Raw genomic sequence first — 25,515 nt, forward strand, 5'->3', positions numbered from 1 at the left:
GTTCCGGCTGTCGGTCGCGGTTCTCGAAAGCTAACACGGACGACGGGGCCGCTCGGGAGCGTGTCCCGAGCGGCCCGCCCGAACTCAGCCGAGCCGCCGCCGACGCAGCAGCGCGACGCCGGCCGCCATCAGCGCCGCGCCCGCGCCGCCCAGCATCCACAGTGGCAGCGGGTCCATGCCCGAGCTCGCGAGGACGCCGCGCGCCGCGCCCGCCGAGCCCGACTCGTCGGGCTGTTCACCGGCTTGTGCCGTCACCGTGGCCGTGATGGTCGCGGTCACCTCGGTGCCACGCGCATCCGCCACCCGGTACCTCACCGGGGCCGCCGTTCCGTCGAACCCGGCATCCGCGATGAACGACACGACGTCCCCGTTCAGCTCGTATCGACCCTGCCCGTCGGTGACGACGGAGGTGGTCGGCGCGCCCGCCGCGTCGAGGAGGGCGAGCGACGCCGCATCGAGCGGGATGTCGGCATCGCCGGCGACGTCGTTGGCGAGCGGGTGCACAGCGATGCTGCCACCGGCGGGCCCCGACGCCACGTCATCGACGGCGCGCGGAGAGACGGCGACGAAACCGTCTCCGAGGTCGGTCACGAAGGAGGAGACCCAGGCGAGGGCCGAGTTCCAGTTGACGGTGATCTCGTTGACCGACCAGGCCCCGATGTTGTCGACGTAGCACGCCTGCGGCGCGCAGCCCTGCAGCCAGGCTCCCGCCACCGGGTCCTGGATCGACGAGTTCGGTCCGCCGGCGACCGTGCCCACCGGAGGGTTCGGGAGCGCCGGGTCGAGGGCGTTGGCGTACCAGCGGCTGTGCTGGTTGCGCGCGTCATTCGCGCCGTACCCGGTGATGTACGACTGACCGAGCACGTTGCGCCCGAGCAAGTAGTCGAAGCCTTCGACGACCGCGTCGGCGTACCGCGGGCGCTGGGTCAGGTCGAACGCGGTCCCCAGGACGACCTGATTGTTCAGCACCGACGAGTTCGAGCCCCAGTCGTACAGTCCCTCATCGGGCGCGTACGGCTGGCCGAACGGCTGCGCACGCTGATCGGCGATCAGACGCTCGGCGGCATCGATCACCGACGTGCGGATGCGGTCGATGTCGGGCAGGTCCGTTGCGAAGCGAGCGAGCTGCATGCGTCCGAGGGCCGCCACCTCGCCCCAGTAGAACCCGCCGGGCTCGAACACATCGGCCTGATGCAGGGGGTTCCCTTCCACCTCTGCGCGATAGCGGTCGCTCCCGGTGGTGATGTACAGCTCTGCCGCTGCCCAGTAGAACTCGTCGGCCACCTCGTCATCGGCGTAGGTGCCGCCACCCGTGCCGTCCTCTTCCGGCGCGAGCAGGTCGGGGTGTGCGAGGGCGGCGTCGTACGCGCGCTCGGCCGCTCCGAGCAGCCGCTGCGAGAACGACGCGTCGAACGGCGCGAACAAGCGGGATGCCTGCGCCGCAGTGGCCGCCAGGTTCAGCGTCGCTGCGGTCGACGGCCGGTGCAGCAGCCGTTCCTGTGGGTCGTCATGCGGCAAGAGGGGGAGTCCGGTCCATGCGCGGTCGTGCACCTTGTGCCAAGCCATTCCGGCGAGCGGGTCACCGGAGGGCACCTGCATCCGCAGCAGGAACTCCATCTGCCATCGCGCTTCGTCGAGGATGTCCGGGATGCCGTTGCCTCGCTCGGGCACGGCAAGGGTCGAGTCTCCCAGCGCGTCCGCCGTGCCGGCTGCGACGGCCCGTTCGTAGGCGGACATCACCTGGGCCACGGCGATCCCGCCGTTCACGACGTACTTGCCGTGGTCGCCGGCGTCGTACCAGCCGCCCCGCACATCATGCCGATCGGTGCAGGTCCACCCGTCCGACCACGGCTGCGGCTCGAGACATCCCACGTTCTCGTCGCCCTGGTTGGGTGAGGCCCCGGTGTGACCGGCGGGACGCGCGTACTCCGCGCCCGCGATGTCGCCGTCGATCTCGATGCCGGAGCGGTTCGTGTAGAAGAACCGCATCGAATCCGCGCGCAGAGATTGGAAGACGTCGTCGGAGATCGCGAAGGCGTGGCTGACGTCCGCACCGACACGGAGCCTCACGTCTGTCGCCTTCACGGTGACGTCGCTGAAGTCGATCGTGTGAACGGAAGCCCCTGCGGAGGCGTCGAAGCCTGCCGGCTGAGACTCGCCCGTGGCGAGGGCAGTACCGTCCGGCGCTTCGAGGGTCCACGGCAGCGGTGCACTGGCATCAGACACGACGGTCGCGCGCTTGGGGCCCCGGGTCAGGTACCCGACCTGGTTGACCTTGACGGCCGGTCCGGGGTCGGCGGTGTAGGAGTAGGCGGTTCCCTGGAGGGAGATCTCGTCGAAACAGATCTCCGTGTCGGCTGCGACCGCGCCGAGGCGGAACTGCACCTGCCCGAGGTGATAGTCGCCGGCCGGCGACGTGGTGAACGGCAGGTCGTACGACTGGGCTTCGGTGCCGAGTTCGACAGATCGCTCGAGCCAGTCCGTCGGCGCTGCTCCGGTGTACGTGCCGACCTTGGCCGAGACGGTCGCCGCAGTCGAGGCGGATGCGGTGAAGCTCAAGCGGAACGCGGTATCGCCCGGCAGGAAGATGTCGTTGTGGCCGAGGAGCACGTCCCACAGGTTCGGCGTCTGCTCGGTCACCGTCGCACACATCCGCTGGGCGGGGTTCGACAGCGCCACGGGGCCGCTCGTCCACCACGGGTTCGTGCTCTCGTCCAGTGTGGGGTTCGGGAGCAGCTCGTCGTCGCCGATCGGGGTGACCGGGGGAGTCGCGGCGTCGCGGGCGACGAGGCTCACGTCATCGACGCAGAATCGCGTGGCGCCGTTCGCGCCGAGGCGGAACTGCAGCTCGGACACGGTGCCCTGGCCCAGGTCGCGTGCCGTGAACTCCGCGCTGATCTGCTGCCAGGTGTCGGCGAGTGGCGTGCTCTCGACGAGGTACGTCGTGTAGGCGGCATCCGGGACCTTCGGCGCCACCTGAGTGACGAGCGTGGCGGGCGCATCGGCGCGAACTCTCGCCGTCAGCGTGTAAGTGGCCCCATCGGCCAGCGCGAGGTCGCTCTGGCCGATGAGCACATCCCAGGGGTTCTCGGTGTCGGGCACCCCGGCGCAGAAGGCGCCGCTTGCGGCGTCGAAGCCGTCGACACCGACCGACCACCAGGGTTCGTGACCCGTCGAGAAGTCCCCGTTCCGGATCAGTTCGGCCGGGGCCGCTGCAGCGACCAGCGGGGCGGCGGTCATCGCGGCTCCCACGAGCATCCCCGTCGTGATCACGGCCGTGACGCGTCTCCTGCGACGCTGTCTCATCGCATCCATTCAAGCTCCTTCGCTCGTCTGAGAGCGCTCCCAGGGAGCGCTCTCACGCACGCTAGCAGAACAGCCACGGGCTCGATCCGCCGGTTTCGGCGGTGCCGCGCGCCCTCGTCATCGTCGCGGCGGCTAGCCTCGGCATGTGAATCGCCCGCCGTCCGCCGCCGTCGACCTGCGGATCGAGGGCGCGCGCGTCCGCGACATCCCGTCGCTCTACGCGGAGCTGAACCGTGTTTTCATGCCCGACGAGGAGTGGACTCTCGGGGAGAGCCTGGACGCCCTCGACGATCTGCTCTACGGCGGGTTCGGCGTCCTCGCGCACGCTTCGTCCGCTCGCGTCGTGTGGGCGGATTCGGCGATCTCGCGACAGGCGCTGGGCATCCCGCTCACCCGGGCCTACCTCGCCGCAAAGCTCGAGCGCCCCGACATCTACGCGGCACGGCCCGCGCGCGCGGCGCTCGACGAACTGGACCGGGGCGCGGGGAAGACCTACTTCGACCTGGTGCTGGACGTGTTCGCCGGCCACCCCGAGGTCGAGCTCGTGCTCGCCTGAGATTGGTCTCGGGTTTTCTTAACGGGCGCATATTCTCACGCGGGACCATGAAGCCATGTCGCTTCCGTCGTCTCCGCTGTCCGATCCCGCGGTCCGCGTGCTCGTCGTCGATGACGAGCCGAACCTCCGCCATCTGCTCGGGGCGGTGCTGTCACGGCAGGGCTGGCAGGTGGAGGTCGCTGCGACCGGCGCGAGCGCGATCGAGACCGCGCGTCGCATGAGGCCGCATCTCATGGTCCTCGATGTCGTGCTGCCCGACATCGACGGGGTCGAGGTGCTGCGCACGCTCCGCAGCGAGCTGAGCGAGACCATGGTTCTCTTCCTCACCGCCAACGGCACGGTGGCCAATCGCATCACCGGCATCGCCGCCGGCGGCGATGACTACGTCGCCAAGCCGTTCAGCGTCGAAGAGGTGGTGGTGCGTCTGCGCGGGCTGCTGCGACGCAGCCCCATGCTCATGCAGGGTGCACCGACCCCGATGCTCGAGGTCGGCGACCTGCGACTGAACGAAGACAACCACGAGGTCACGCGCGCGGGGGAGCAGATCCGGCTCACCGCGACGGAGTTCTCGCTGCTGCGTTTCCTGATGCTCAACGCCGATCGCGTCCTCAGCAAGGAGCAGATCCTCGATCGTGTCTGGGAGTATGACTTCGGACGGGAGTCGAACATCGTGGAGATCTACATCTCGTATCTGCGCAAGAAGATCGATCACGGGCGTGAGCCGATGATCCACACGCTGCGGCGGGTCGGCTACATCCTCCGCGCGGCACCAACGGTGCCGGCATCGTCGTGAGGTCGGCGCGGCCGGGAGGCCTGCGCACCCTGCGCGGCCGATCAGTCGCGATGATGTCGGGGCTGCTTCTCGCGGCCGTCACCGTCTTCGGCGTCGTCTCCGTAGCGATCCTCCGGCAGAATCTCGTCACCCAGGCCGAGTCGACGCTGTACCTGGCGAACGACACCGCCATCGGGCAGACTCTCTCGGCCGTGGATGCGACCGGAAGCGTTCCGACGTTCGACGACGTGTCACTGGCGGTTCCCTCTGACGGGTTCTTCTTCGTCGTCGAGGGCGACCGCGTCGCGGTCTCGGCCTTCTTCACCCGTGACTACACCTACCGCCCGATGACAGAGCGCGAGCTCACGCACGTTCGGGACGGGATGGCGGAAAGCGGGTTCACCACGACGATCGACGTGGCCGACGACGGCGGGTACCTCGTGACGACCTCCGAGGTCGCGGCGGCAGACGGGCGGGAGCTCACCGTCGTCAGCGGTGTGGGCCTCACCGACACCGACACGGTCGTTCGCACCTATGCCCTCTGGCTCGCGGTCGTCGGAATCGCGATCGCTGCGTTCGCTGCGGTGTTCGGCTGGCGGTGGACCCGGCAGCAGCTCGACCCCCTCGAACGGGTCGCCGAGATCGCCGACGAAGTGGCGGCCACCCCGCTCTCATCCGGCGAGATCGCCCCGCAGCGCCGCGTTCCCCGTGACGTGCGGCATCTGGGGTCGGAGACCGACCGCGTCGCGGACGCGCTCAATCGCCTGCTCGACCACGTCGAGCTCTCGCTCAACGCTCGTCACCGCGCCGAGGAATCGATGCGTCGCTTCATCGCCGAGGCGAGCCACGAGCTGCGCAACCCCCTCGCCTCGATCCGCGGCTACGCCGACTTCTACGCCCATCCCGATGCCGACGCCGACCCCCTCGAGACGCAGAGCGCGCTTCAGCGCATCGGGTCGGAGGCGTCGCGGATGAGCACGCTGATCGACGACCTGCTGTTGCTCGCGCGTCTCGACGCCGACCCGGTGGTCGCGCACGATGACGTCGAGCTGTCGATGATCGTCGCGGAGACCGCATCCGATGCGCGGTTCGCATATCCCGGGCACATCTGGCGCATCGCCTTGCCGGACGAAGATGTCTCCGTGGTCGGGGACGAGGGGGCGATCCGTCAGATGCTGCTGAACCTCGTCGCCAATGCGGGGCACCACACTCCGGACGGAACCAGTGTGACCGTCTCTCTCGAGACGACGGCGACTTCCGTCGAACTGGTCGTCCAGGACGACGGGCCGGGAATCGATCCCGAGGCACTACCGACCATCTTCGATCGCTTCACCCAGGCAGGCAGCCGGACGCAGACGCGCGAGCGGACGACGGTCGGACTCGGTCTCGCGATCGTGCAGGCGTTGGCGACAGCCTCGGGCTACGACGTGTCGGTCGCCAGCTCCAGTAAGGGTACGCGGTTCGGGATCCGCATCCCGTCGAACGCCGCCTGACCGGCGGATGCCACCCGCGCGCTTAATCCGCGCACAGGGCCGAGACCTACCGTCAACCGGGTGCGCGGCACGTGCCGCACGCGCCCGTGCCGTCGTCCGGCCCATCGCCGAGGAGAGCCTGTCGTGTCCCTGCCGTCCACTCCGATCGTTCGATCCGCTGAGCCCGTCCGCCGTTCCGTCGGCACCCGGTGGCGCTACTTCGGCCGCCCGCCCCGGCTCATGGGCATCGACGTCGCCCGGGGCCTCGCGATCTTCGGCATGATCGGCGCGCACGTCGGGATCTCGTGGATGGTCGCGGGGCCCGACGGGCCCGACCTCGCCGCGATCGTCCAGGGGCGGTCGTCCATCCTCTTCGCCGTCGTCGCGGGCATCTCCGTCGCGCTTGCGACCGGGCGTGAGCAGCTCCCCCGGGGAGAGGCATTGCGGTCCGCACGTCTGCGTATGGCCGGCCGTGCCCTCGTCGTTCTCGCCCTCGGGCTGGCGCTGGAGATGCTCGGGAGCGGGATCGCCGTCATTCTGCCCATCTACGGCATCCTCTTCCTGATCCTCATCCCGTTCCTGGGACTCCGTCGCCGTACCCTCGCGCTCACCGCGGCCGCGATCGCCGTCGCGGGGCCGACCGTCGTCGCGCTTCTGCGTGCGGTGACGCTCTCGGGCGCCGGCATCCTGCAGGGCATCGGCGGCACCGCGGTCGACTTCCTCATCAGCGGCTCGTATCCGCTGACCGTGTGGCTGCCCCTGGTTCTCGCCGGGATGGCGCTCGGTCGGATGCGACTCGACCGGCCGCGGACCGCGGCGGTGCTGTTCGGGTCGGGAGTCGGGCTCGCCGCCTTCGGCTACGGCCTGGGCGACGCGTTCAACGGAACGGTCCGCGGGTGGCTCTCGGGGTGGGGGAGCGTCTCGTCGTCGGCATCCGCGCTGTCATCATCGGGAGCGTCCTCGCTGGTGCCGGGATCGTCCTCGTCGATGGGTCCCGACGGGCGCGGCTATCTGCAACGGTTGAGCGAGGTCGATCTGGGAGCCGCGTTGTCTCAGGCGTGGGGCGTGGCGCCGCACTCGGGAGGGACGTGGGAGATCATCGGGTCCGGCGGCTTCGCGCTCGCCGTCGTCGGCGCCTGCCTGTTCCTCGCGCGTCCGCTCCGCGCGCTGCTCGTGCCTGTCGCGGCAGTCGGCTCCATGCCGCTGACGGCCTACACGGCCCACGTCGTCTCGTTCGCGGTGCTGATCTCCCCGCTCGGGCTCGCCCCCGATCTCTCGTCGTGGGATGGCGATCCCGCCGTCAGCGGATGGTTCTGGATCGGATGCGTCGTGGTGCTTCTCGTCGGATGCACGATGTGGGCGCTCAGCCGTGGCCGGGGACCACTCGAGTCCGTCACCGCGAACGTCGCGCGCCGTGTCGATCTGCCCGCGGGCAGCGGCGCCCGCTAGGCACGCGGAAGGGGCCGGCCCTTTCGGACCGGCCCCTTCACTGCGTCGAACGCTCAGAGAGCGCGGATGTTCGTCGCCTGCAGGCCCTTCTGGCCCTGCTCCACGTCGAACTCAACCTTCTGGTTCTCGAACAGGTTGCGGTGTCCAGTGCCGGCGATGGCGCTGAAGTGCGCGAACACGTCCGCGGTGCCGTCGTCCGGAGCGATGAAGCCGAACCCCTTCTCCGAGTTGAACCATTTGACGGTGCCAGTGGCCATGTCGTCATTTTCCTTCTGTGTTCTGGGACCACCGCTGTGATGATCCGGATACCGCTGCGGCGGGGCCGCCGCGGAGTGTGTGGGGGCGAGCAGACACTCGCCGGTGTGGGCGACCTGTCCAGATAGGTGCGGTCGCGGGGCCGAGAGCACGGCCCGGGTGCATGAGATCGACGGCGGAATGAAACGAAGTGCACGTCGGAGTGAACCGACGGAGAGGCGCGCCGTGACGCACCGACTCTCGAATGCTACGCGATTTCGGACGCTTGTGGGGCGACGCGTCGTGCAACGTCACCGAAAGACGCAATACGACTCATCGATCGTGCGTCTCGGGAGCGTTCCCGAAGCGCGCATCGAAAGCCGTCAAGATGCGAGCGCACTCCGCGACATCCTCCGGGGTGCCCGCCAGCTCGAACTCGAACACGACCGGACGTCCCGACACCCGAGCGAGCTCGCGTGCCGCCGCCTGGTAGTGGTCGCCGAAGTTGCGGTTGCCGGAGCCGATGATCCCGACGAGGCGCCGGCGGTTCGCGGGGGAGCGCAGGAAGGTGCGAACCGCCGCCGGCAGGGTCGCGTGAGCGTCGTTCCCCGCCTTGTACGAAGGCGTCAGCAGGATCCAGGGTCCCGGTGCCTCGCTCGAACGAACGGTCCGCTCGGAGAGGTCGCGCACGGGACGGCCGTCGGTGGCGTGGAGGCTGCGCGCGAAGCGGCGGATGAGGTTCGAGGTCGAGGAGAAGAAGTACACCGGGAGTTGCGCCACGGGGTCAGTCTGCTCCGCGGTGTCCGTGACGGACCGGTGTCGGATCGGGAAAAGTCGCGGTTCTGATTTGTTCCGGCCCGCGTGGACACTGTGGTCAGACCACATGGCGCACACTGTGATCACGGGGTCGAGGTCCCTCCATCCCGGATTCGGACACAGACGCGGCGACCGTCCGCGCCGGGAAGGCTCACGATGTCCATCGCCGTCGACGCCCTCGTCACCCGGGCACAGCGTGCCCTCGACGAGTACGCGCACTTCACCCAGGAACAGATCGACCACATCGTCCGCAAGGCATCGGTCGCGGCGCTGCACCATCACGGCGAGCTGGCCGTCATGGCCGTCGAAGAGACCGGACGCGGCCTGTTCGAAGACAAGGCCGTGAAGAACATGTTCGCGTGCGAGCACGTGACGCACTCGATCATCGACCAGAAGACCGTCGGCGTCATCGCGCACGACGAGCTGACGGGGATCACCGAGATCGCAGACCCCGTCGGGGTGATCTGTGCGTTGACCCCGGTCACCAACCCGACCTCGACCGCCATCTTCAAGTCGCTCATCGCGCTCAAGACCCGCAACCCGATCATCTTCGGATTCCACCCGTCCGCACAGCGCTGCTCGTCCGAAGCCGCTCGCATCGTGCGCGAGGCCGCGGTGGCGGCCGGCGCGCCCACCGACTGCATCCAGTGGATCGAAGAGCCGTCGATGGAGGCATCCGGCGAGCTGATGAACCACCCGGGCGTCGCCCTCATCCTCGCCACCGGCGGCAACGCCATGGTCCGCGCCGCCTACTCGTGCGGCAAGCCCGCCCTCGGCGTCGGCGCCGGCAACGTGCCCGCTTTCATCGAACGCACCGCCGACGTCGGTCGCGCCGTCAACGACATCGTGCTGTCGAAGTCGTTCGACATGGGCATGGTCTGCGCGAGCGAGCAGGCGGTCATCCTCGACGAGCCCGTCGCCGAGGAGGCGCTGGACGAGTTCGCCCGCCTGCACGCCTACCGGGTGACGGCGGGCGAGAAGGCGATGCTCGAGGCCTTCATCTTCGGAGTGACAGCCGACAGCGTGAACTGCGCCGACGCGAAGCTCAACGCGCGCGTCGTCGGCCAGTCGCCGGTGTGGATCGCCGAGCAGGCGGGCTTCACCGTGCCCGCCGACACCTCGATCCTCCTCGCCGAGGTCTCGGGCGTCGGCCCGTACGAGCCGCTCACGCGCGAGAAGCTCGCCCCGGTCCTCGCCGTTCTCCGCGCCTCGACTCCGGATGAGGGCATCGAGCTCTCGCGGCAGATGGTGGCGTTCGACGGGCTCGGTCACTCCGGCGCCATCCACTCCAACGATGCGGACGTGATCGCCCGCTTCGCGGAGGTCGTCAAGGCGGTCCGCATCATCGAGAACTCGCCGTCGGCGCTCGGCGGCATCGGCGACATCTACAACGCCTTCCTGCCCTCGCTGACCCTCGGCTGCGGCTCGTACGGTCACAACTCCGTCTCCAACAACGTCTCGGCGGTGAACCTCGTGAACGTCAAGCGCGTCGGACGGCGCAACAACAACCTGCAGTGGTTCAAGATCCCGGCGAAGACGTACTTCGAGCCGCACGCGATCCGCTACCTCGCCGACATGCGGGGCGTCGAACGCGTCAGCATCATCACCGACGAGACCATGACCTCGCTCGGCTACGTCGACCGCATCACCGATGTCCTGAACCGTCGCGAGAACCGGGTCCAGGTGCAGCTGCTGAATCAGGTGCGCCCCGAGCCGAAGGTGTCGGAGGTCGTGGCCGGGGCGGAACAGCTGCGCCAGTTCCAGCCCGACACGATCATCGCGCTCGGCGGCGGATCGCCCATGGACGCCGCGAAGGTCATGTGGCTGCTGTACGAGAACCCCGAGATCGAGTTCTCCGACATGCGCGAGAAGTTCTTCGATGTCCGCAAGCGTGCGTTCACGTTCCCCGAGATGGGCAAGAAAGCCAAGCTCGTCTGCGTTCCCACCACGTCGGGGACGGGCTCGGAGATGACTCCCTTCGCCGTCATCACCGACGACGCCACCGGGATGAAGTACCCGCTGGCCGATTACGCGCTCACGCCGTCCGTCGCCATCATCGATCCCGAGCTGACGCGGGTGCTCCCGGGGTTCCTCGTGGCGGATGCCGGCTTCGACGCGCTGACGCACGCGACCGAGGCGTACGTGTCGGTGTACGCCAACGACTACACCGACGGGCTCTGCCTGCACGCGATCAAGCTCATCTTCGAGAACATCGAGCGCAGCACGAAGGCTCAGCCGGGCTCGACCGACAGCGCCGACCGCAAGGCTCGCGAGAAGATGCACAACGCGGCATCCATCGCGGGGATGGCTTTCGGCAACGCCTTCCTCGGGATCGTGCACGCGATGGCTCACGTCACCGGCGCGACGTACAAGCTCGTGCACGGGCGGACCAACGCGGTCTACCTGCCGCACGTGATCCGGTACAACGGCACGGTGCCGACGAAGCTCACGAGCTGGCCCAAGTACGAGCGGTACATCGCTCCCGAGCGCTTCCAGCAGATCGCGCAGCACCTCGGGCTTCCGGCCGCGACGCCGGAGGAAGGTGTCGAGAGCTACGCCCGCGCGGTGGAGGAGCTGCGAGACCGCGTCGGCATCGAGCGCTCGTTCCAGGCGCAGGGCGTCGACGAAGCCCGCTTCCTCGACAACCTGCACAGTCTCGCGATGGCTGCGTACGAGGATCAGTGCGCACCGGCGAACCCGCGGATGCCGATGATCGATGACATGAAGACGCTCATGGAGGCCGCGTACTACGGCACGTCGTTCGGCGCGGTGCGCGCCACTCGCGCCGCGGCCGTCGCGGCTGCGGATGCCGCCCTCCCGGCTGCGCCGGTCGACGCAGAGACCTCGGACGCCCCGACGAAGAAGAACGGCGGGAAGGCGAAGGCGGCGCACGGCGCCTGACGACGATCCGCGGAGCGCAGGGCCGGACCGAGGTGTCCGGCCCTGCGCCTACGCTGTAGCCATGCAGCAGCGCAGCCTCGCTTCGACCTCCCGTTCCGTCTCGGCCATCGGCCTCGGCACCTGGCAGCTCGGCGCCGACTGGGGCGAGGTCGACGACGACCAGGCTCTGGCCGTCCTCGCGGCCTCCGCCGATGCCGGCGTCACGCTCTTCGACACCGCCGACGTCTACGGCGATGGCCGCAGTGAGACGACCATCGGCCGATTCCTCGCCGGCCGTCCGGGGCACGGCATCACCGTCGCGACCAAGATGGGGCGCCGCGAAGCGCAGGTTCCCGAGAACTACACGCGCGAGAACTTCCGCGCCTGGAGCGACCGATCGCGGCGCAACCTGGGTGTCGACACGCTCGACCTCGTGCAGCTGCATTGCCCGCCGTCCGCGGTCATCGAGTCAGACGCGACCTACGACGCCCTCGACGAACTGGTCGCAGACGGGGCGATCGCGGCCTACGGCGTCTCGGTCGAGACCACGGCGCAGGCGCTCGCGGCGATCGCGCGGCCGAACGTCACGAACATCCAGATCATCCTCAATCCCTTCCGGTTGAAGCCGCTCGACGAGGTGCTTCCCGCGGCCCAGGCCGCCGACGTCGCGATCTTCGCGCGCGTCCCCCTGGCGTCGGGTCTGCTGAGCGGTCGCTACACCGAGCAGACCGAGTTCGCGGCCGACGATCACCGTTCGTACAACCGGCACGGCGAGGCCTTCGACCGCGGCGAGACGTTCTCGGGGGTGGACTTCGAGACCGGCCTGACGGCTGCGCGCCGGCTCGCGGCCGCTCTTCCCGAAGGCATCACCCTGCCGGCGGCGACGCTGGCGTGGATCGCCTCGCGTCCGGGCGTCACGAGCGTCATTCCGGGAGCCCGGACGACAGAGCAGGCGCGCGCCAACGCGGCCGCGGCGGATCTGCTCGACGATGGCACCGATCTGACGGCGTTCGCCGATGCCGTCGTCGACGTCTACGACGAGCTCCTGCGAGCAGACATCCACCCGCACTGGTGACCCGCGGCCCGCTCTTGCGTCATCGCCGTGTGCGACCGAGCATGGGCGTATGACTCGGCGACCGCATCCCGCAGCCCTCGTGGCCGTCGTCGCGGTCGGAGTCCTGGCCGCCTCGGGGTACGGGGCGCTCGCCCCGCTTCGCGACCTCGCGGCCGCCACAGACGAGCCGCCGGCCGCCGCCGCCCTCAGTGACGCTCCGACATCCACGCCCGTGGCGCAGGCGACGGATGCTGGGCCGGCACCCTACGCCCGCAACGACACCCTCTACGACATCACCGCTCTCCCGTTGATCGACGTGCGCTCGGTCAACCCCGCGGTGCCCGTCGACGACGATCCGATGGGACCGGTGACCTCATCGCTCGCGCGGCCGCTGGGTGCGGGCGCGCCCGTGTTCGCCGACCCCACCGGGCAACCGGTCGGGCACCTTCCTCGCGACCACCACTACGGCGGCACGACCGTGCCCGTCGTCGACGCCCAGGCCGACTGGGTCAAGGTGCTCCTGCCGGGCCGGCAGGGGGTGCCGCCCGAGGGCAACGGCGGGCAGACCGTCGGGTGGCTGCGCGTCGCCGACGTGGAGCTGACCACGACCCCGCAGTACGTCGAGGTCCATCTCGCGGCGAACACGATCGACATCGTCAGCGCCGCCGGACGCGAACGCGTGTCGGAGCAGTTCGCGTGGGGAAAGCCCTCGACACCGACACCGACCGGACGGACCTTCGTCATGTGGACGACGGTCGTGCCGGAGTTCCGGTACACCCAGGGGCATCCCATGGTCTACCTCGGGGTCCAATCGCCCGCGATGGCGGGCTTCGACGGGGGAGACGTCGCTGTGACGGCCTTCCACTACTACCGGGCGCGCGAGGGCGATACATCCTTCGGCTGCATCTACCTCGACGGGCCCGCGGTCGACCGGCTGGCTCAGCTGCCGGCCGGGACGCCGGTCCTGATTCAGCCCTAGCCGAGCACCTGTGGAGACCCCCGGCGCTCGGGTCGAGGTACGGCCTACGCTGATCGCGTGAGAATGGAGTTCGATGCGGAGGTCTTCCGTTGGGAGGCTCGCACCCAGGATTGGTACTTCGCGGCCGTCCCGGCAGAGCCCAGTGCCGACATCCGAGAGATCCCGCGGATGCCGCGGGGGTTCGGCGCGGTACGGGTCCGGGCGACGATCGGCGGATCGACGTGGCAGACCTCGATCTTTCCGGACGCGAGTCGCGGCGGTTACGTCCTGCCGCTGAAGCAGGCCATCCGTCGAGCTGAATCGATCGGATCGGACGGTGTCGTCCGGGTGGGTCTCGAGGTTCTCGACGCGTGACGGCGGTCTCGATGGCGATGATCGTGCTCGTCGCGGCCGCCACGGTGCTGAGCTCGGCGCTCGCGGTCATCGACATCGCGACGCGCCGGCTGCCCAACCGCCTCGTCTTCGGACTCGCCGGGACAGCCGCGGGCCTCGCCGCGCTCACGGCGATCGAGCACGCTTCGATGCGTCCGCTCGGTGGGGCGGCTGTCGGTGGCGCGGCGTTGTTCGTCCTGTATTACCTCCTGCATCGCGCCGGCGGTGGGATGGGCGGGGGAGACGTGAAGCTCGCGGCGGCGATCGGGCTTCTCACCGGGGCGCACGGCTGGCAAGCGCCGCTCGTCGCAACGGCGCTCGGATTCGTATCCGGGGGTCTCGTCGCCGTCGTCATGATCGCCGTGCGCCGCGGAGACCGACGCACGCGGATCCCGTTCGGGCCTTTCATGCTCGCCGGCGCATGGGTCGCCGTCGGAAGTTCCTGGGTCGCGGGCTGATGCCTGTCAAGTGCGCGAGGGAGGAGGTGGACGTCGCGCTATCGTGGCCGCATGGCCGAGTCCACGTTCATCTCCCGCTCGATCGCGTGGGCCTTGCAGCGCAAGCCGGTACGCGCGTTCTTGCTGTACAGCGAGCACCGTGGGCCGGTGCTCGCCGACAGCGTCACCTATCGCACCCTGTTCAGCGTCTTCGCCGGAGTGCTCTTGGGGTTTTCTGTCGCGGCGCTCTGGCTTGCCGGTGACCCCGTTGCGTGGCAGGCGCTCATCGACGCGGTGAACCGTGTCATCCCGGGGCTCGTCGGCAGAAACGGCCTCATCAAGCTCGACGACATCACCGCCCCCGCGGGACTCACGATCGCGGGAGTCATCGCCACCGTCGGTCTGCTCGGCGCGGCGATCGGTGCGATCGGATCGCTCCGTACCGCGATGCGCGCGATCGCAGACCAGCTCACCGACGACGTTCTTTTCGTCTGGGTGCTGCTGCGCAACCTCGCACTCGCGATCGGTATCGGCGGGGCACTCGTCGCCGCTGCGGGAGTGACCTTCCTCGGGACGGCCGGGGTGGGACTGCTCGCCGACCTCCTCGGTTTTTCCGACGACAACCCGCTCGTGCAGTTCGGCGGCTGGGCCGTGTCGCTGGTGGTGGTGTTCGCCCTCGATGCGGTCGCTGTGGCCGTGCTCTTTCGGGTCCTGTCCGGGGTGAAGGTGCGAAAGCGCGCGCTCTGGAGCGGCGCACTCCTCGGTGCCGCAGGGCTGACGGTGCTGCAGCAGCTGTCCGGGCTGTTCGTCGGTGGCGCGACCTCGAACCCGTTGCTGGCGTCATTCGCCTCACTCATCGCGTTGCTGCTGTGGCTCAACCTGTCATCGCAGGTCATCCTCATCGCGACGGCGTACATCATCACGGGCGTGCGCGAAGAGGAAGACCGCGTTCGGGCGCGGTTCGGCGCCGCGACATTCCTGCAGCGGCGCGTGCAGCGTGCCGAGGATGCCGTCTCCGCCGCCGCCCGGGAGCTCGAGAAGGCCCGCGAGCTCGAGGCCGAGGAGCGCGCGAAAGCGAACGTCTGACTCAATGTGCGTAGCGCTCGACGAACGCACGCAGGATCGAGCCCGTATGGGTGACCGGGCTGCGACGCACGGCGCTGAGGGTGAGGTCGAGCTCGTCGGGTGCGAAGTAGCCGTAGCCGGCGTAGGCGTGGATACGGGTGGTGATGCCCTCGAGGTCGAGCTCGGGGTGGAACTGCGTCGCGTAGACGTTCTCGCCGACCCGGAACATCTGTACCGGGCATCCGGCTGATGAAGCCAGCAGCGCGGCGCGCGGTGGGAGCTCTGAGATCGCTTCCTTGTGCCCGACGAAGGCCGAGAACGTCTGCGGCATCCCGGCCAGGAGCGGGTCGCGCCTGCCGGCATCCGTCAGCCCGACGTCGACGACGCTGATGGGCTCGCCGAACCGGCGGTCGATCGTGGCGCCGAGGAACGCGCCCACCGTACCGATGCCGTAGCAGGCCCCGAGGAACGGGGCGTCTTGCGCGACGACTCGTCCGAGGAGCTCCGAGAACTCGGCCTCGACTCGGCGTTGCACGGCAGACTTCTGCTCCCACGGATCGGATGCGTTGAACGGGCCGCCGCCCACGAAGATGCCCGACACGTCGTCGAGGTCGATGTCGGGCATCGGCCCGGCCTCGAGCCGCACGCGCCGGAGCGAAGCAGGCTCGAGGCCCGTATGGCGGAGGAAGAGCTCGTACTCCTCGTCTGCGGGTACGTCCTCAGCGCGGGTGGCGAGCAGCACGAACGGCTTCACGGCGAGGGGAGCTTTCGTAGTCGCCGAGCACGCATGGCGCAAGCGTATCGGCCGGTCCGAGCGGCGCGGGTATCGTCGGACCCAGGAGGTCAGAACATGGCTATTGCACGACTGCACGGTGGTCCCCTCGATGGGCAGACCCTTCCGCTGGACGACGACGCGTCAGACCGGCTCATCCTTCCCTACAGCGAGACCCAGGTGGTCTACGAGCGCGCCGGCGAGCCGGAGCACACCGGCGAGGGTGACGGGCCGACGTCGTCCGAGTTCCACTTCGTCGAGGCGGAGGGCGACATCGACCCCTCGACCGACGAGCGCGACGACCGCGTCACCAGTGACGACTGAGCCGCGCAGCTCGCTCGAGATCGAGCGCAAGTACGACGTCGAGGCCGGCACGGCGGTGCCTGACTGGTCGACTCTTCCCGGAGTCGCGGCCGTCGGTGAGCCCGAGCCCCGCGAGCTCGACGCGCGCTACCTCGACACCGCCGATGGGCGACTCGCCGAGGCGTTGACCGCCCTGCGGCGACGTACGGGCGGTCCCGACGCGGGCTGGCACGTCAAGCGTTCGACTCCGGAAGGCAAGCTCGAGACGCACTGGCCCCTCGACGACGCCGAAGAGTCGGCCCCGGTCGAGGTGCCCGAGGCGATCATCGCGGAGCTCGCCGAGGTGGCGCAGCCGCCATTCGAGGTCATCGCCCGCATCCGGAACTCGCGCACCGCCTTTGCTCTGCTCGATGCCGAGGGCGGCATGGTCGCGGAGTTCGTCGACGACCGGGTCACGGCGACCGACGAGCGCTCGGGGCGCACGAGTTCGTGGCGGGAGTGGGAGCTCGAGCTCGGCCCTGCGGCGCCCGCCACCGCGACCGGTGTCGCCGAGCTCTTCGCCGCTGCTGACGAGCTGGTCGCATCCGCCGGGGGAGCGCCGGCGGCATCCGAATCCAAGCTCGGACGCGCCCTCGGGCGCTGAGTATCGCAGCTCGCTCAGACGAAAAGACGAACGCACCGCCGGCCGTAGCCGCGCGGTGCGTTCGTCTTGGTGACGCGAGCGTCAGAGGTTGATCATGTGCCCCGCGAGACCGTGGAAGGCCTCCTGCAGGCCCTCCGACAGCGTCGGGTGCGTGTGGACGTTGCGCGCGGCCTCGAGCGCGGTCAGGTCCCACTTCTGAGCGAGGGTCAGCTCGGGCAGCAGCTCCGACACGTCGGGGCCGATCAGGTGTCCGCCCAGGAGCTCGAGGTGCTCTGCGTCGGCGATCAGCTTGACGAAGCCGACGGGCTCGCCCAGACCGTTCGCCTTGCCGTTCGCCGAGAAGGGGAACTTGGCGACCTTAACGTCGTAACCGGCGTCGCGCGCCTGCTGCTCGGTGAGCCCGAACGACGCGACCTGCGGCGAGCAGAACGTCGCACGCGGCATGTTGCGGTAGTCGCCGAGGGTCTGCGTCTCGGCGCCGCCGATGGTCTCCGCCGCGACGACACCCTGCGCCTCGGCGACGTGCGCGAGCTGCAGCTTGGCGGTGACGTCACCGATCGCGTAGATGCCCTCGACGTTCGTCCGCATGTGGTCGTCGATGTCGATCGCGCCGCGCTCGGTGAGCTTCACGCCGGTGTTCTCGAGACCGAAGCCCTCGACACGGGGAGCGAAGCCGATCGACATGAGGACCTTGTCGGCCTCGATCTGTCCCTTCGCGCCGTCGGCATTGGCCGAGTACGAGACGGTGACCTTGTCGCCGGCGTCGACGATCTGCTCGACCTTGGTCGAGGTGAGGATGTCGATGCCGTACTTCTTGTACTGCTTCTGGATCTCCTTCGAGACCTCGACGTCCTCGTTGGGGAGGGCGCGGTCGAGGAACTCGATGATCGTGACCTTCACGCCGTAGTTCGACATCACGAAGGCGAACTCCATGCCGATCGCGCCGGCGCCGACGATGACGATCGAGTTCGGCAGGTCGCGAGTGAGGATCTGCTCCTCGTAGGTCACGACGTTGTCGCTGAGCTGAACGCCGGGGAGCAGGCGCACCGTCGAGCCGGTGGCGATGATGACGTTGTCGAACGTGACGGTCTCCTGCGAGCCATCGGTCTTGGTCACCTGGATCGACTTGGCGTCGAGGAACGAACCGCGACCCTCGTACTCGGTGACCTTGTTCTTCTTCATCAGGAAGTGGATGCCCTTGACGTGCGTCTCGGCCACCTTGCGGCTGCGGTCGAACGCGGTGCCGAAGTCGAAGTTCACATCTCCGCTGATGCCGAAGAGATCGGCCTTGTGCTTGAAGGTGTGGGCGAGGTCGGCGTTCTTCAGCAGCGCCTTGGAAGGGATGCAGCCGACGTTGAGGCAGACGCCTCCCCAGTACTTCTCTTCGATGATCGCGACGGACTGTCCGAGCTGCGCAGCGCGGACAGCTGCGACATACCCGCCGGGGCCCGCGCCGAGGATGACGACGTTGTAGTGAGGCATGCTCCCAGCCTAGTCCTCGGTGCGCCGCCGAGACGCCGCGACGAGGGCGATAACGAGCGCGATCACGCCGGCGACGACGACGATCGACACAACGATCCAGAACACGGCGGGAAGGCCTTCCTCCGCGGTGGTCTCGGCTTCTCCGCCGACGGGGGATGTCGGCGCGGCCGCGGGGTCGCCGGCGGTGAACGAGAACTCGCCCGAGACCGGGTGGCCGTCGCTCGAGACCACACGCCACCGCACGGTGATCGGGCCCTGGCTGTCGCCGCTGAGCGCCTGGGTCGCGGTGGTCCCATCGAGCGCCGGCGCGCCCTCCGCGAGCTCGGTTCCGGCTGCGTCGGTCACCGAGATCGCGTTGACCCCGTCCTCGTCGATCAGGACGCCACTGAAAGTGAGGGTCAGCTCGTCGGGCAGCGCGGTCACCGTCGAATCGGCGGCCGGATCCGAAGCGAGCAGCTCGTCGTGTGCGAGGGCCGGGGACGCTGGTGCGGCGACGGCGAGACCGAGTGCGAGGCCGAGGGCGGCGAGGAGGCGCGTGCGGAGAGCGGGGGTGCGTTGAGACATCGCCCCGAGCCTAATCCGCGAGGCATATGAAGGTCGTGAGAGCCCTCGGGAATCGCGTTCGCGACTCGTCGTCGATCCGTTAGGCTGGCCCGGAAGAGGAGGACACTGTGGACGAAAAGGATCGAGACGTCGACGACATCCGACGCGGCCCCGACCGCGCGCCGCACAGCGGGTCCTCGGACACGACGCAGACGTTCGGGCACGACCTGGACCTGTCGTTCGTGCCGTTCGGGGCTGACCTCACCGCTGTCGAGCGCGATGCCATCCAGGCTCTGCCGGAGCGGGCTGCCCTGCTTCTGGTGCGTTCGGGCCCGACGGCGGGAGCTCGGTATCTGCTCGACACCGACGTGACGACCGTCGGTCGCCACCCCGAGGCCGACATCTTCTTCGACGACGTCACGGTCTCGCGCCGGCACGCGGAGATCACTCGCACCGGGTCGGCATTCGAGATCGTCGACCAGCGCTCCCTGAACGGCACGTACGTGAACGGTGAGCGCGTCGACCGAGCTGTGCTCTCGGACGGCGCCGAACTGCGCGTCGGCAAATTCCGCCTGAACTTCTTCGTCTCACCGCTCGATCGCGGACCGGCGACCGGCGCGTGAGCGCGGCCCCCGCCGCCCGCAGTCGGTCCACGACGGCGGGTCATCTGAGCATCGGTCAGGTGCTCGCCCGGCTCAGCCCGGAGTTTCCGGCTCTGAGCTCGAGCAAGCTGCGTTACCTCGAGGACCAGGGGATCGTCACACCGACGCGCACCGGGTCGGGATACCGGAAGTTCTCGCCCGCGGACGTGGAGCGCCTGCGCACGGCGTTGACGCTCCAGCGCGACCACTACATGCCCCTGGCACGCATCCGTGAGTACCTCGACACACCGGGCGCCGAGGGGCTTCCGCCTGCGCTGCCGGCGTCGATCGTCCAGCATCGGCGCTATCGGCGCGACGAGCTGATCGATCAGGCCGAGGCCACCGCGGCGCTGCTCGGCGACGCGGTGTCAGCGGGCCTGCTGCCCGCCGCCGACACCTACGACGAACGCGCGCTGGTGCTGCTGCGTACCCTCGTCGCCCTCGATCGTCACGGCATCGGTCCTCGCCATCTCCGCACGGTGCGCCAGGCGGCCGAGCGTGACGTCGCGCTCGTCGAGACGGCGCTCGCGCCGTTGCTCCGCCGAACCGACTCCTCGTCTCGTGGACGCGCCCACGAGCTCGCTCCCGAACTGGTGCGCCGGCTCGACGACGTCCGTTCGGCGTTCGTCCAGGCGGCTATCGACCGACTCGTCAGGTGAGCCGCGCGCGACACGCCGCGGGCTCGGAACGGATGTCGTTGCCGCGGCGGCATCCCTCATCTAGCGTGGAAGAAGCCCGACCGTCCGGCAGGAGGACCAGATGACCGCGCATGATTCGCTCGGCGAGATGCGGTTCACGACCGACCTTCTCTTCACCGACGGTCTCCCCGAGATGGATGACGAAGCCGGGTACCGGGGAGCGCAGGCCGCTCGCGCCGCCGGGATCACCTACCGTCAGCTCGACTACTGGGCTCGCACCGAACTCGTCGTCCCGACCGTTCGCGGCGCCAGTGGCTCCGGGTCGCAGCGGCTCTACGGCTTCCGCGACATCCTCGTCCTCAAGCTCGTGAAGCGACTGCTCGACACCGGCATCTCGCTGCAGCAGATCCGCGTCGCCGTGGATCAGCTCCGCGCCGCCGGCATTCGTGATCTCGCCGGGACGACCCTGATGAGCGACGGCGCTTCGGTGTACCTCTGCACGTCGAACGACGAGGTCATCGACCTCGTCAGCCGCGGTCAGGGCGTGTTCGGCATCGCGGTCGGGAAGGTCCTCCGCGAGGTCGAGTCGACGCTCGTGGAGTTCGACCCCCAGGCGCCGGACCCCGTCGACGAGCTCGCCGCGCGACGCTCGGCGCGCAGCGCCTGAGTCGCTCCCGATACACAGAACCCCGGCGCACCTGCGGTGCGGCCGGGGTTTCGTTCGTGTGAGGACGAGCTGATCAGCTCGGGGTGGCCGTGGGAGTCTCGCCCGCGACCGGGATGCGGCCGGTGCGCAGCACGCGGTCGAGCAGCGCGTCGAAGTCGGACGCGAGCTCCTGCGCGGAGTCTCCGGGCCAGATGTGGAGCGGCTTCGCGGCGCCCTGCGCCTGCTGGAGCGACGTGCGCTCGGGAAGCTGGGGCGAGAGCACCAGCGGACCGAACATGTCGCGGAGTTCCTTGATGCGGAACTGGTGTTCGATCGACTGCGGACGCACGCGGTTGACCACGATCCCGAGGGGCTGCAAGCGAGGCGAAAGGCCGCGTCGGATCTCCTCGATGGCGCGGAGGGCGCGATCGGCGGCAGCGACGGAGAACAGGCCGGGCTCGGTCACGACGATCACGCGGTCGCTCGCCGCCCACGCCGTGCGGGTCAGGGCATTGAGTGAGGGAGCGCAGTCGATGAGCACGAGGTCGTAGTCGGCTTCGATGGTCGCGAGAGCCTCTTCGAGCTTCCAGACGTCGCGCACGCTCGGGTGCGGTCCGTCGAAGTTGATGGCGGACGGGCTGCCGATCAGAACGTCGATGGTGCCGGGATGCACCTTCGCCCAGCCGCTCGAGGTGATGGCCTGACGGACCACCTTCTCCTTCGGATTGGCGAGGACATCGGCGACGTTGAGACGGCCAGCGACCTGGATGTCCATCCCCGTCGACACGTCGGACTGTGGATCGAGGTCGACAACCAACGTCCGGACACCGCGGGCGAACGCGGCGGATGCGAGCCCCAGGGTGACCGTCGTCTTGCCGACCCCGCCCTTGAGCGAGCTGACGGAAAGTACGTGCACGAGGCTCTACGTTACCTTCCCCTAGGCTGTGAGGGTATTCGAGCCCCCGCGCGGCGCCGTTGCCGCGCGACTCACTCCAGCGAGGTGAGCATGTTCCGGAAGATCCTTGTCGCGAATCGTGGTGAGATCGCCATCCGCGCTTTCCGTGCGGCGTTCGAGCTGGGGGCCCGGACCGTGGCGGTCTATCCCCATGAGGACAGATACTCGCTCCACCGGCTGAAAGCCGACGAGGCCTACGAGATCGGCGTCAAGGGGCACCCGGTGCGTGCGTACCTCGACGTCGACGAGATCATCCGCGTCGCGCGTGAGAGCGGGGCAGACGCCATCTATCCGGGCTACGGCTTCCTGTCGGAGAACCCGGAACTCGCCGCGCGCGCCGCCGAGGCGGGCATCGCGTTCATCGGTCCCTCCGCACGCGTGCTCGAGATGGCGGGCAACAAGGTCACGGCCAAGAGTCACGCGGTCGCCGCAGGCGTGCCGGTGTTGCGATCGACCGACGCCTCTGACGACATCGACGCTCTCGTGGCCCAGGCAGGCGACATCGGCTTCCCCGTCTTCGTCAAAGCCGTCGCCGGCGGTGGGGGACGCGGGATGCGGCGCGTCGCCAGCCCCGACGAGCTCGCGCCGGCCCTCTCCGAGGCCATGCGCGAGGCCCGGAGTGCCTTCGGCGACGCGCGCGTCTTCCTGGAACAGGCCGTGCAGCGACCCCGCCATGTCGAGGTTCAGGTGCTCGCCGACGCCACGGGGGAGACGGTTCACCTCTTCGAGCGGGACTGCTCGGTGCAGCGGCGCCATCAGAAGGTCATCGAGATCGCGCCGGCTCCCAATCTCGACGACGAGACGCGGGCCGACCTGCACCGGCACGCGATCGCCTTCGCGACCTCCATCGGCTACGTGAACGCCGGCACCGTCGAGTTCCTGCTCGAGACCGCCGGCCCCCGGGCAGGCGAGATCGTCTTCATCGAGATGAACCCCCGTATCCAGGTCGAGCACACGGTGACCGAGGAGGTCACCGACGTCGACCTGGTCCAGTCCCAGATGCGGATCGCGGCGGGGGAGAGCCTCGCGCAGCTCGGCCTCACCCAGGACCGCATCCAGCTGCGCGGCGCGGCTCTGCAGTGCCGCATCACGACCGAGGACCCGGCTCAGGGGTTCCGCCCCGATACGGGGAAGATCACCACCTACCGGTCGCCCGGCGGGGCCGGCATCCGTCTCGACGGCGGCACGACCGCCGCCGGATCTCAGGTGAGCCCGCACTTCGACTCGATGCTCGCCAAGCTCACCTGCCGGGGCCGCGACTTCGGCGCCGCGGTCGTGCGCTCGCGCCGCGCCCTCGCCGAGTTCCGCATCCGTGGCGTCTCGACCAACATCCCGTTCCTGCAGCAGGTTCTCGACGACCCGTCTTTCGCTCGCGGTGACCTCAGCACGTCGTTCATCGACGAGCGCCCCGAGCTGCTCGAGGGACGCGCGTCCAAGGACCGCGGATCGAAGATCCTGGGTTGGCTCGCCGACACCACCGTCAACCGCCCGCACGGTTCTGCTCCGACGAGCGTCGACCCCCGGAGCAAGCTTCCGCGGATCGACCTCGCTGCGTCGCCACCGGCGGGCTCGCGTCAGCGCCTCCTCGAACTCGGGCCGGTGGGGTTCGCCGAAGCCCTGCGCCGCCAGACCTCGCTCGCCGTGACGGAGACGACCTTCCGCGACGCGCACCAGTCGCTTCTCGCGACCCGCGTGCGGACAAAGGACCTCGTTGCGGTCGCCCCCGCTGTTGCGCGGCTCACTCCTCAGCTTCTCTCCGTCGAGGCGTGGGGCGGAGCGACCTACGACGTGGCGCTCCGCTTCCTCGGCGAAGACCCCTGGGAACGGCTCGACAAGCTCCGTGACGCGCTTCCCAACGTGGCGCTGCAGATGCTGCTGCGCGGCCGCAACACCGTCGGGTACACCCCCTACCCGACAGCCGTCACGCAAGCCTTCGTTCGGGAAGCGGCGGATGCGGGTGTCGACATCTTCCGGATCTTCGACGCACTGAACGACGTCACGCAGATGCGGCCCGCCATCGACGCCGTCCTCGAGACCGGAACGACGATCGCCGAAGTCGCGCTCTGCTACACGGGAGATCTGCTCGACCCGAGCGAGGACCTCTACACCCTCGACTACTACCTCCGTCTCGCCGAGGAGATCGTCGAAGCGGGAGCGCACGTCCTCGCCATCAAGGACATGGCCGGGTTGCTGCGGCCGGCCGCAGCGTCGCGCCTGGTCTCGGCGCTGCGCGAACGGTTCGATCTCCCCGTCCACGTCCACACGCACGACACCGCCGGCGGGCAGCTGGCGACCCTTCTGGCCGCGAGCGCAGCGGGGGCGGATGCCGTCGACGCGGCGTCCGCGCCCATGGCGGGCACGACCAGCCAGCCGTCGCTCTCCGCCCTCGTGGCCGCCCTCGCGCACACCGACCACGACACGGGGCTCGACCTCGATGCGGTGTCGGACCTCGAGCCCTACTGGGAGGCCGTGCGGCACATGTACCGGCCGTTCGAGTCCGGTCTGCCCGGCCCCACCGGCCGGGTCTACCGCCACGAGATCCCCGGCGGCCAGCTCTCCAACCTGCGGCAGCAGGCCATCGCCCTCGGGCTCGCCGACGATTTCGAGCTCATCGAGGACATGTACGCCGCGGCGAACCGGATCCTCGGCCGGGTTCCGAAGGTCACGCCGTCGTCGAAGGTCGTGGGCGACCTCGCCCTGCATCTGGCGGCCGTCAAAGCCGATCCCGAAGCCTTCGCCGCCGACCCGGGTGCGTACGACATCCCGGAATCGGTCGTCGGCTTCATGGCGGGCGAGCTCGGCGACCTGCCGGGCGGATGGCCCGAACCGTTCCGGTCGAAGGTGCTCGCCGGGCGCACCGTGCGCCCCGCTGTCACCGACCTGTCGGCAGCGCAGGCGGCGGACCTCGACGCGGATTCCGCAACGCGACGGCGCACGCTGAACGCGCTGCTCTTCCCCGCGCCGACCCAGGAGTTCGACCGGGTTCGCGAGACGTACGGTGACCTCAGCGTGCTCGACACCGCGGACTATCTGTACGGGCTCGTTCCCGGCGCCGAGCACGTCGTCGAGATCGAGAAGGGCGTCCAGCTCTACGTCGGGCTCGAGGCCATCGGCGAGGCCGATGACAAGGGCATGCGCACGGTCATGGCGACGCTGAACGGGCAGCTGCGGCCGGTCTTCGTCCGCGACCGCGGGATCAGCGTCGAGGCCCGCCAAGCAGAGAAGGCCGATACCGCGATTCCCGGTCAGGTCGCGGCTCCGTTCTCGGGCGTCGTCACGCTCAAGGTGGCCGTCGGCGATGCCGTCGAGGCCGGGGCGCCCGTCGCGTCGATCGAGGCGATGAAGATGGAAGCGGGCATCACGGCGCCCGTGGCGGGCGTCGTCGAGCGGCTCGTCGTCGATCCGACCGCAGCGGTCGAAGCCGGTGACCTTTTGGTCGTCGTCCGGCCCGGCGGGTAGCCTAAGGGGTCGGGCGCGAGCTCGAGACCTGGGAGTGGACG

23 protein-coding genes are annotated in these 25,515 nt (G+C 69.3%); 16 read left to right on the top strand and 7 right to left on the bottom strand.

The features are described from left to right. Nucleotides 1-84: 84 nt before the first annotated feature. Complete coding sequence (locus tag DO944_RS01135) at nt 85-3,306, bottom strand: glycoside hydrolase family 9 protein (RefSeq protein ID WP_181574113.1); 3,222 nt, start codon at nt 3,304-3,306, stop codon at nt 85-87. Between the two features lie 145 nt (nt 3,307-3,451). On the opposite strand from DO944_RS01135, the gene DO944_RS01140 reads away from it, so the two are divergent. From DO944_RS01140 to DO944_RS01155, 4 genes are all read left to right on the top strand, one after another. Beyond that, nucleotides 3,452-3,862 carry a barstar family protein gene (locus DO944_RS01140; RefSeq protein ID WP_181574114.1) on the top strand — a complete coding sequence of 137 codons (411 nt, stop codon included), beginning with the start codon at nt 3,452-3,454 and terminating at the stop codon, nt 3,860-3,862. A gap of 55 nt (nt 3,863-3,917) precedes the next feature. Then, a complete protein-coding gene (locus DO944_RS01145) occupies nt 3,918-4,655 on the top strand; it encodes a response regulator transcription factor (RefSeq protein ID WP_112613884.1) in 738 nt (245 codons plus the stop codon). Between the two features lie 50 nt (nt 4,656-4,705). Next, entirely contained in the window at nt 4,706-6,127 is a 1,422-nt protein-coding gene (locus DO944_RS01150; protein WP_112613886.1) for a cell wall metabolism sensor histidine kinase WalK, read from the top strand. A gap of 123 nt (nt 6,128-6,250) precedes the next feature. Then, nucleotides 6,251-7,555, top strand: coding sequence for a heparan-alpha-glucosaminide N-acetyltransferase domain-containing protein (locus DO944_RS01155; RefSeq protein ID WP_258524526.1), 1,305 nt, complete (start codon nt 6,251-6,253; stop codon nt 7,553-7,555). A 53-nt stretch (nt 7,556-7,608) separates the two neighbouring features. Here the strand turns inward: DO944_RS01155 and DO944_RS01160 are convergent, their stop codons facing one another. Continuing rightward, nucleotides 7,609-7,812 (bottom strand): cold-shock protein, encoded by a 204-nt coding sequence (locus tag DO944_RS01160; protein ID WP_023951622.1) that lies wholly within the window; start codon nt 7,810-7,812, stop codon nt 7,609-7,611. A 310-nt stretch (nt 7,813-8,122) separates the two neighbouring features. Then, nucleotides 8,123-8,569 (bottom strand): class Ib ribonucleoside-diphosphate reductase assembly flavoprotein NrdI, encoded by a 447-nt coding sequence (nrdI, locus tag DO944_RS01165; protein WP_112613888.1) that lies wholly within the window; start codon nt 8,567-8,569, stop codon nt 8,123-8,125. 192 nt (nt 8,570-8,761) lie between these two features. On the opposite strand from nrdI, the gene adhE reads away from it, so the two are divergent. The 6 genes from adhE (at nt 8,762) to DO944_RS01195 (ending at nt 15,413) form a co-directional block, all read left to right on the top strand. Then, the gene (gene adhE / locus DO944_RS01170) at nt 8,762-11,506 is read left to right on the top strand and encodes a bifunctional acetaldehyde-CoA/alcohol dehydrogenase (RefSeq protein ID WP_112613890.1); all 2,745 of its coding nucleotides are present in this window, start codon (nt 8,762-8,764) and stop codon (nt 11,504-11,506) included. Between the two features lie 61 nt (nt 11,507-11,567). Beyond that, on the top strand, nt 11,568-12,560 hold the full coding sequence (locus tag DO944_RS01175; protein WP_112613892.1) for an aldo/keto reductase: 993 nt from the start codon (nt 11,568-11,570) through the stop codon (nt 12,558-12,560). A gap of 49 nt (nt 12,561-12,609) precedes the next feature. Then, complete coding sequence (locus DO944_RS01180; protein WP_112613894.1) at nt 12,610-13,518, top strand: L,D-transpeptidase; 909 nt, start codon at nt 12,610-12,612, stop codon at nt 13,516-13,518. Nucleotides 13,519-13,581: 63 nt separating this feature from the next. Next, nucleotides 13,582-13,872: a DUF1905 domain-containing protein gene (locus DO944_RS01185; RefSeq protein ID WP_309300095.1), complete on the top strand. Its 291-nt coding sequence runs from the start codon at nt 13,582-13,584 to the stop codon at nt 13,870-13,872. Continuing rightward, nucleotides 13,869-14,348, top strand: coding sequence for an A24 family peptidase (locus DO944_RS01190; protein WP_258524527.1), 480 nt, complete (start codon nt 13,869-13,871; stop codon nt 14,346-14,348). The genes DO944_RS01185 and DO944_RS01190 overlap by 4 nt, the downstream gene beginning before the upstream one ends. Before the next feature lie 51 nt (nt 14,349-14,399). Continuing rightward, on the top strand, nt 14,400-15,413 hold the full coding sequence (locus tag DO944_RS01195) for a YihY/virulence factor BrkB family protein (RefSeq protein ID WP_112613898.1): 1,014 nt from the start codon (nt 14,400-14,402) through the stop codon (nt 15,411-15,413). Between the two features lies 1 nt (nt 15,414). On the opposite strand, the gene DO944_RS01200 is transcribed toward DO944_RS01195, so the two are convergent. Beyond that, a complete protein-coding gene (locus DO944_RS01200) occupies nt 15,415-16,146 on the bottom strand; it encodes a glutamine amidotransferase (RefSeq protein WP_112613900.1) in 732 nt (243 codons plus the stop codon). A gap of 96 nt (nt 16,147-16,242) precedes the next feature. On the opposite strand from DO944_RS01200, the gene DO944_RS01205 reads away from it, so the two are divergent. Both DO944_RS01205 and DO944_RS01210 read left to right on the top strand, forming a co-directional pair. Then, nucleotides 16,243-16,488 (top strand): response regulator, encoded by a 246-nt coding sequence (locus DO944_RS01205; protein ID WP_112613902.1) that lies wholly within the window; start codon nt 16,243-16,245, stop codon nt 16,486-16,488. Next, nucleotides 16,478-17,110 (top strand): CYTH domain-containing protein, encoded by a 633-nt coding sequence (locus tag DO944_RS01210; protein WP_112613904.1) that lies wholly within the window; start codon nt 16,478-16,480, stop codon nt 17,108-17,110. Before DO944_RS01205 ends, DO944_RS01210 begins: the two co-directional genes overlap by 11 nt. Before the next feature lie 81 nt (nt 17,111-17,191). Here the strand turns inward: DO944_RS01210 and lpdA are convergent, their stop codons facing one another. Together lpdA and DO944_RS01220 are read right to left on the bottom strand one after the other, a co-directional pair. Next, entirely contained in the window at nt 17,192-18,592 is a 1,401-nt protein-coding gene (gene lpdA, locus DO944_RS01215) for a dihydrolipoyl dehydrogenase (protein ID WP_112613906.1), read from the bottom strand. A gap of 9 nt (nt 18,593-18,601) precedes the next feature. Beyond that, complete coding sequence (locus tag DO944_RS01220) at nt 18,602-19,156, bottom strand: copper resistance CopC family protein (RefSeq protein WP_112613908.1); 555 nt, start codon at nt 19,154-19,156, stop codon at nt 18,602-18,604. A 107-nt stretch (nt 19,157-19,263) separates the two neighbouring features. Between DO944_RS01220 and DO944_RS01225 the strand changes: the two genes are divergently transcribed. The 3 genes from DO944_RS01225 (at nt 19,264) to DO944_RS01235 (ending at nt 21,081) form a co-directional block, all read left to right on the top strand. Further along, nucleotides 19,264-19,758 (top strand): FHA domain-containing protein, encoded by a 495-nt coding sequence (locus tag DO944_RS01225; RefSeq protein WP_112613910.1) that lies wholly within the window; start codon nt 19,264-19,266, stop codon nt 19,756-19,758. Beyond that, a complete protein-coding gene (locus DO944_RS01230; protein ID WP_181574115.1) occupies nt 19,755-20,435 on the top strand; it encodes a MerR family transcriptional regulator in 681 nt (226 codons plus the stop codon). Before DO944_RS01225 ends, DO944_RS01230 begins: the two co-directional genes overlap by 4 nt. Nucleotides 20,436-20,535: 100 nt before the next feature. Continuing rightward, nucleotides 20,536-21,081, top strand: a complete 546-nt coding sequence (locus DO944_RS01235) for a MerR family transcriptional regulator (protein WP_023951592.1) — start codon at nt 20,536-20,538, stop codon at nt 21,079-21,081. 73 nt (nt 21,082-21,154) lie between these two features. Here DO944_RS01235 and DO944_RS01240 read toward each other — a convergent pair whose 3' ends face one another. Next, entirely contained in the window at nt 21,155-21,976 is an 822-nt protein-coding gene (locus tag DO944_RS01240) for a ParA family protein (RefSeq protein WP_112613912.1), read from the bottom strand. 90 nt (nt 21,977-22,066) lie between these two features. Here DO944_RS01240 and DO944_RS01245 point away from each other — a divergent pair, with 90 nt between their 5' ends. Continuing rightward, complete coding sequence (locus tag DO944_RS01245) at nt 22,067-25,474, top strand: pyruvate carboxylase (RefSeq protein WP_112613914.1); 3,408 nt, start codon at nt 22,067-22,069, stop codon at nt 25,472-25,474. The last annotated feature ends 41 nt before the right edge of the window (nt 25,475-25,515 follow it).

This window comes from Microbacterium sp. SMR1 (assembly GCF_003289625.1).
In the GTDB taxonomy this organism is placed as follows: domain Bacteria; phylum Actinomycetota; class Actinomycetes; order Actinomycetales; family Microbacteriaceae; genus Microbacterium; species Microbacterium plantarum.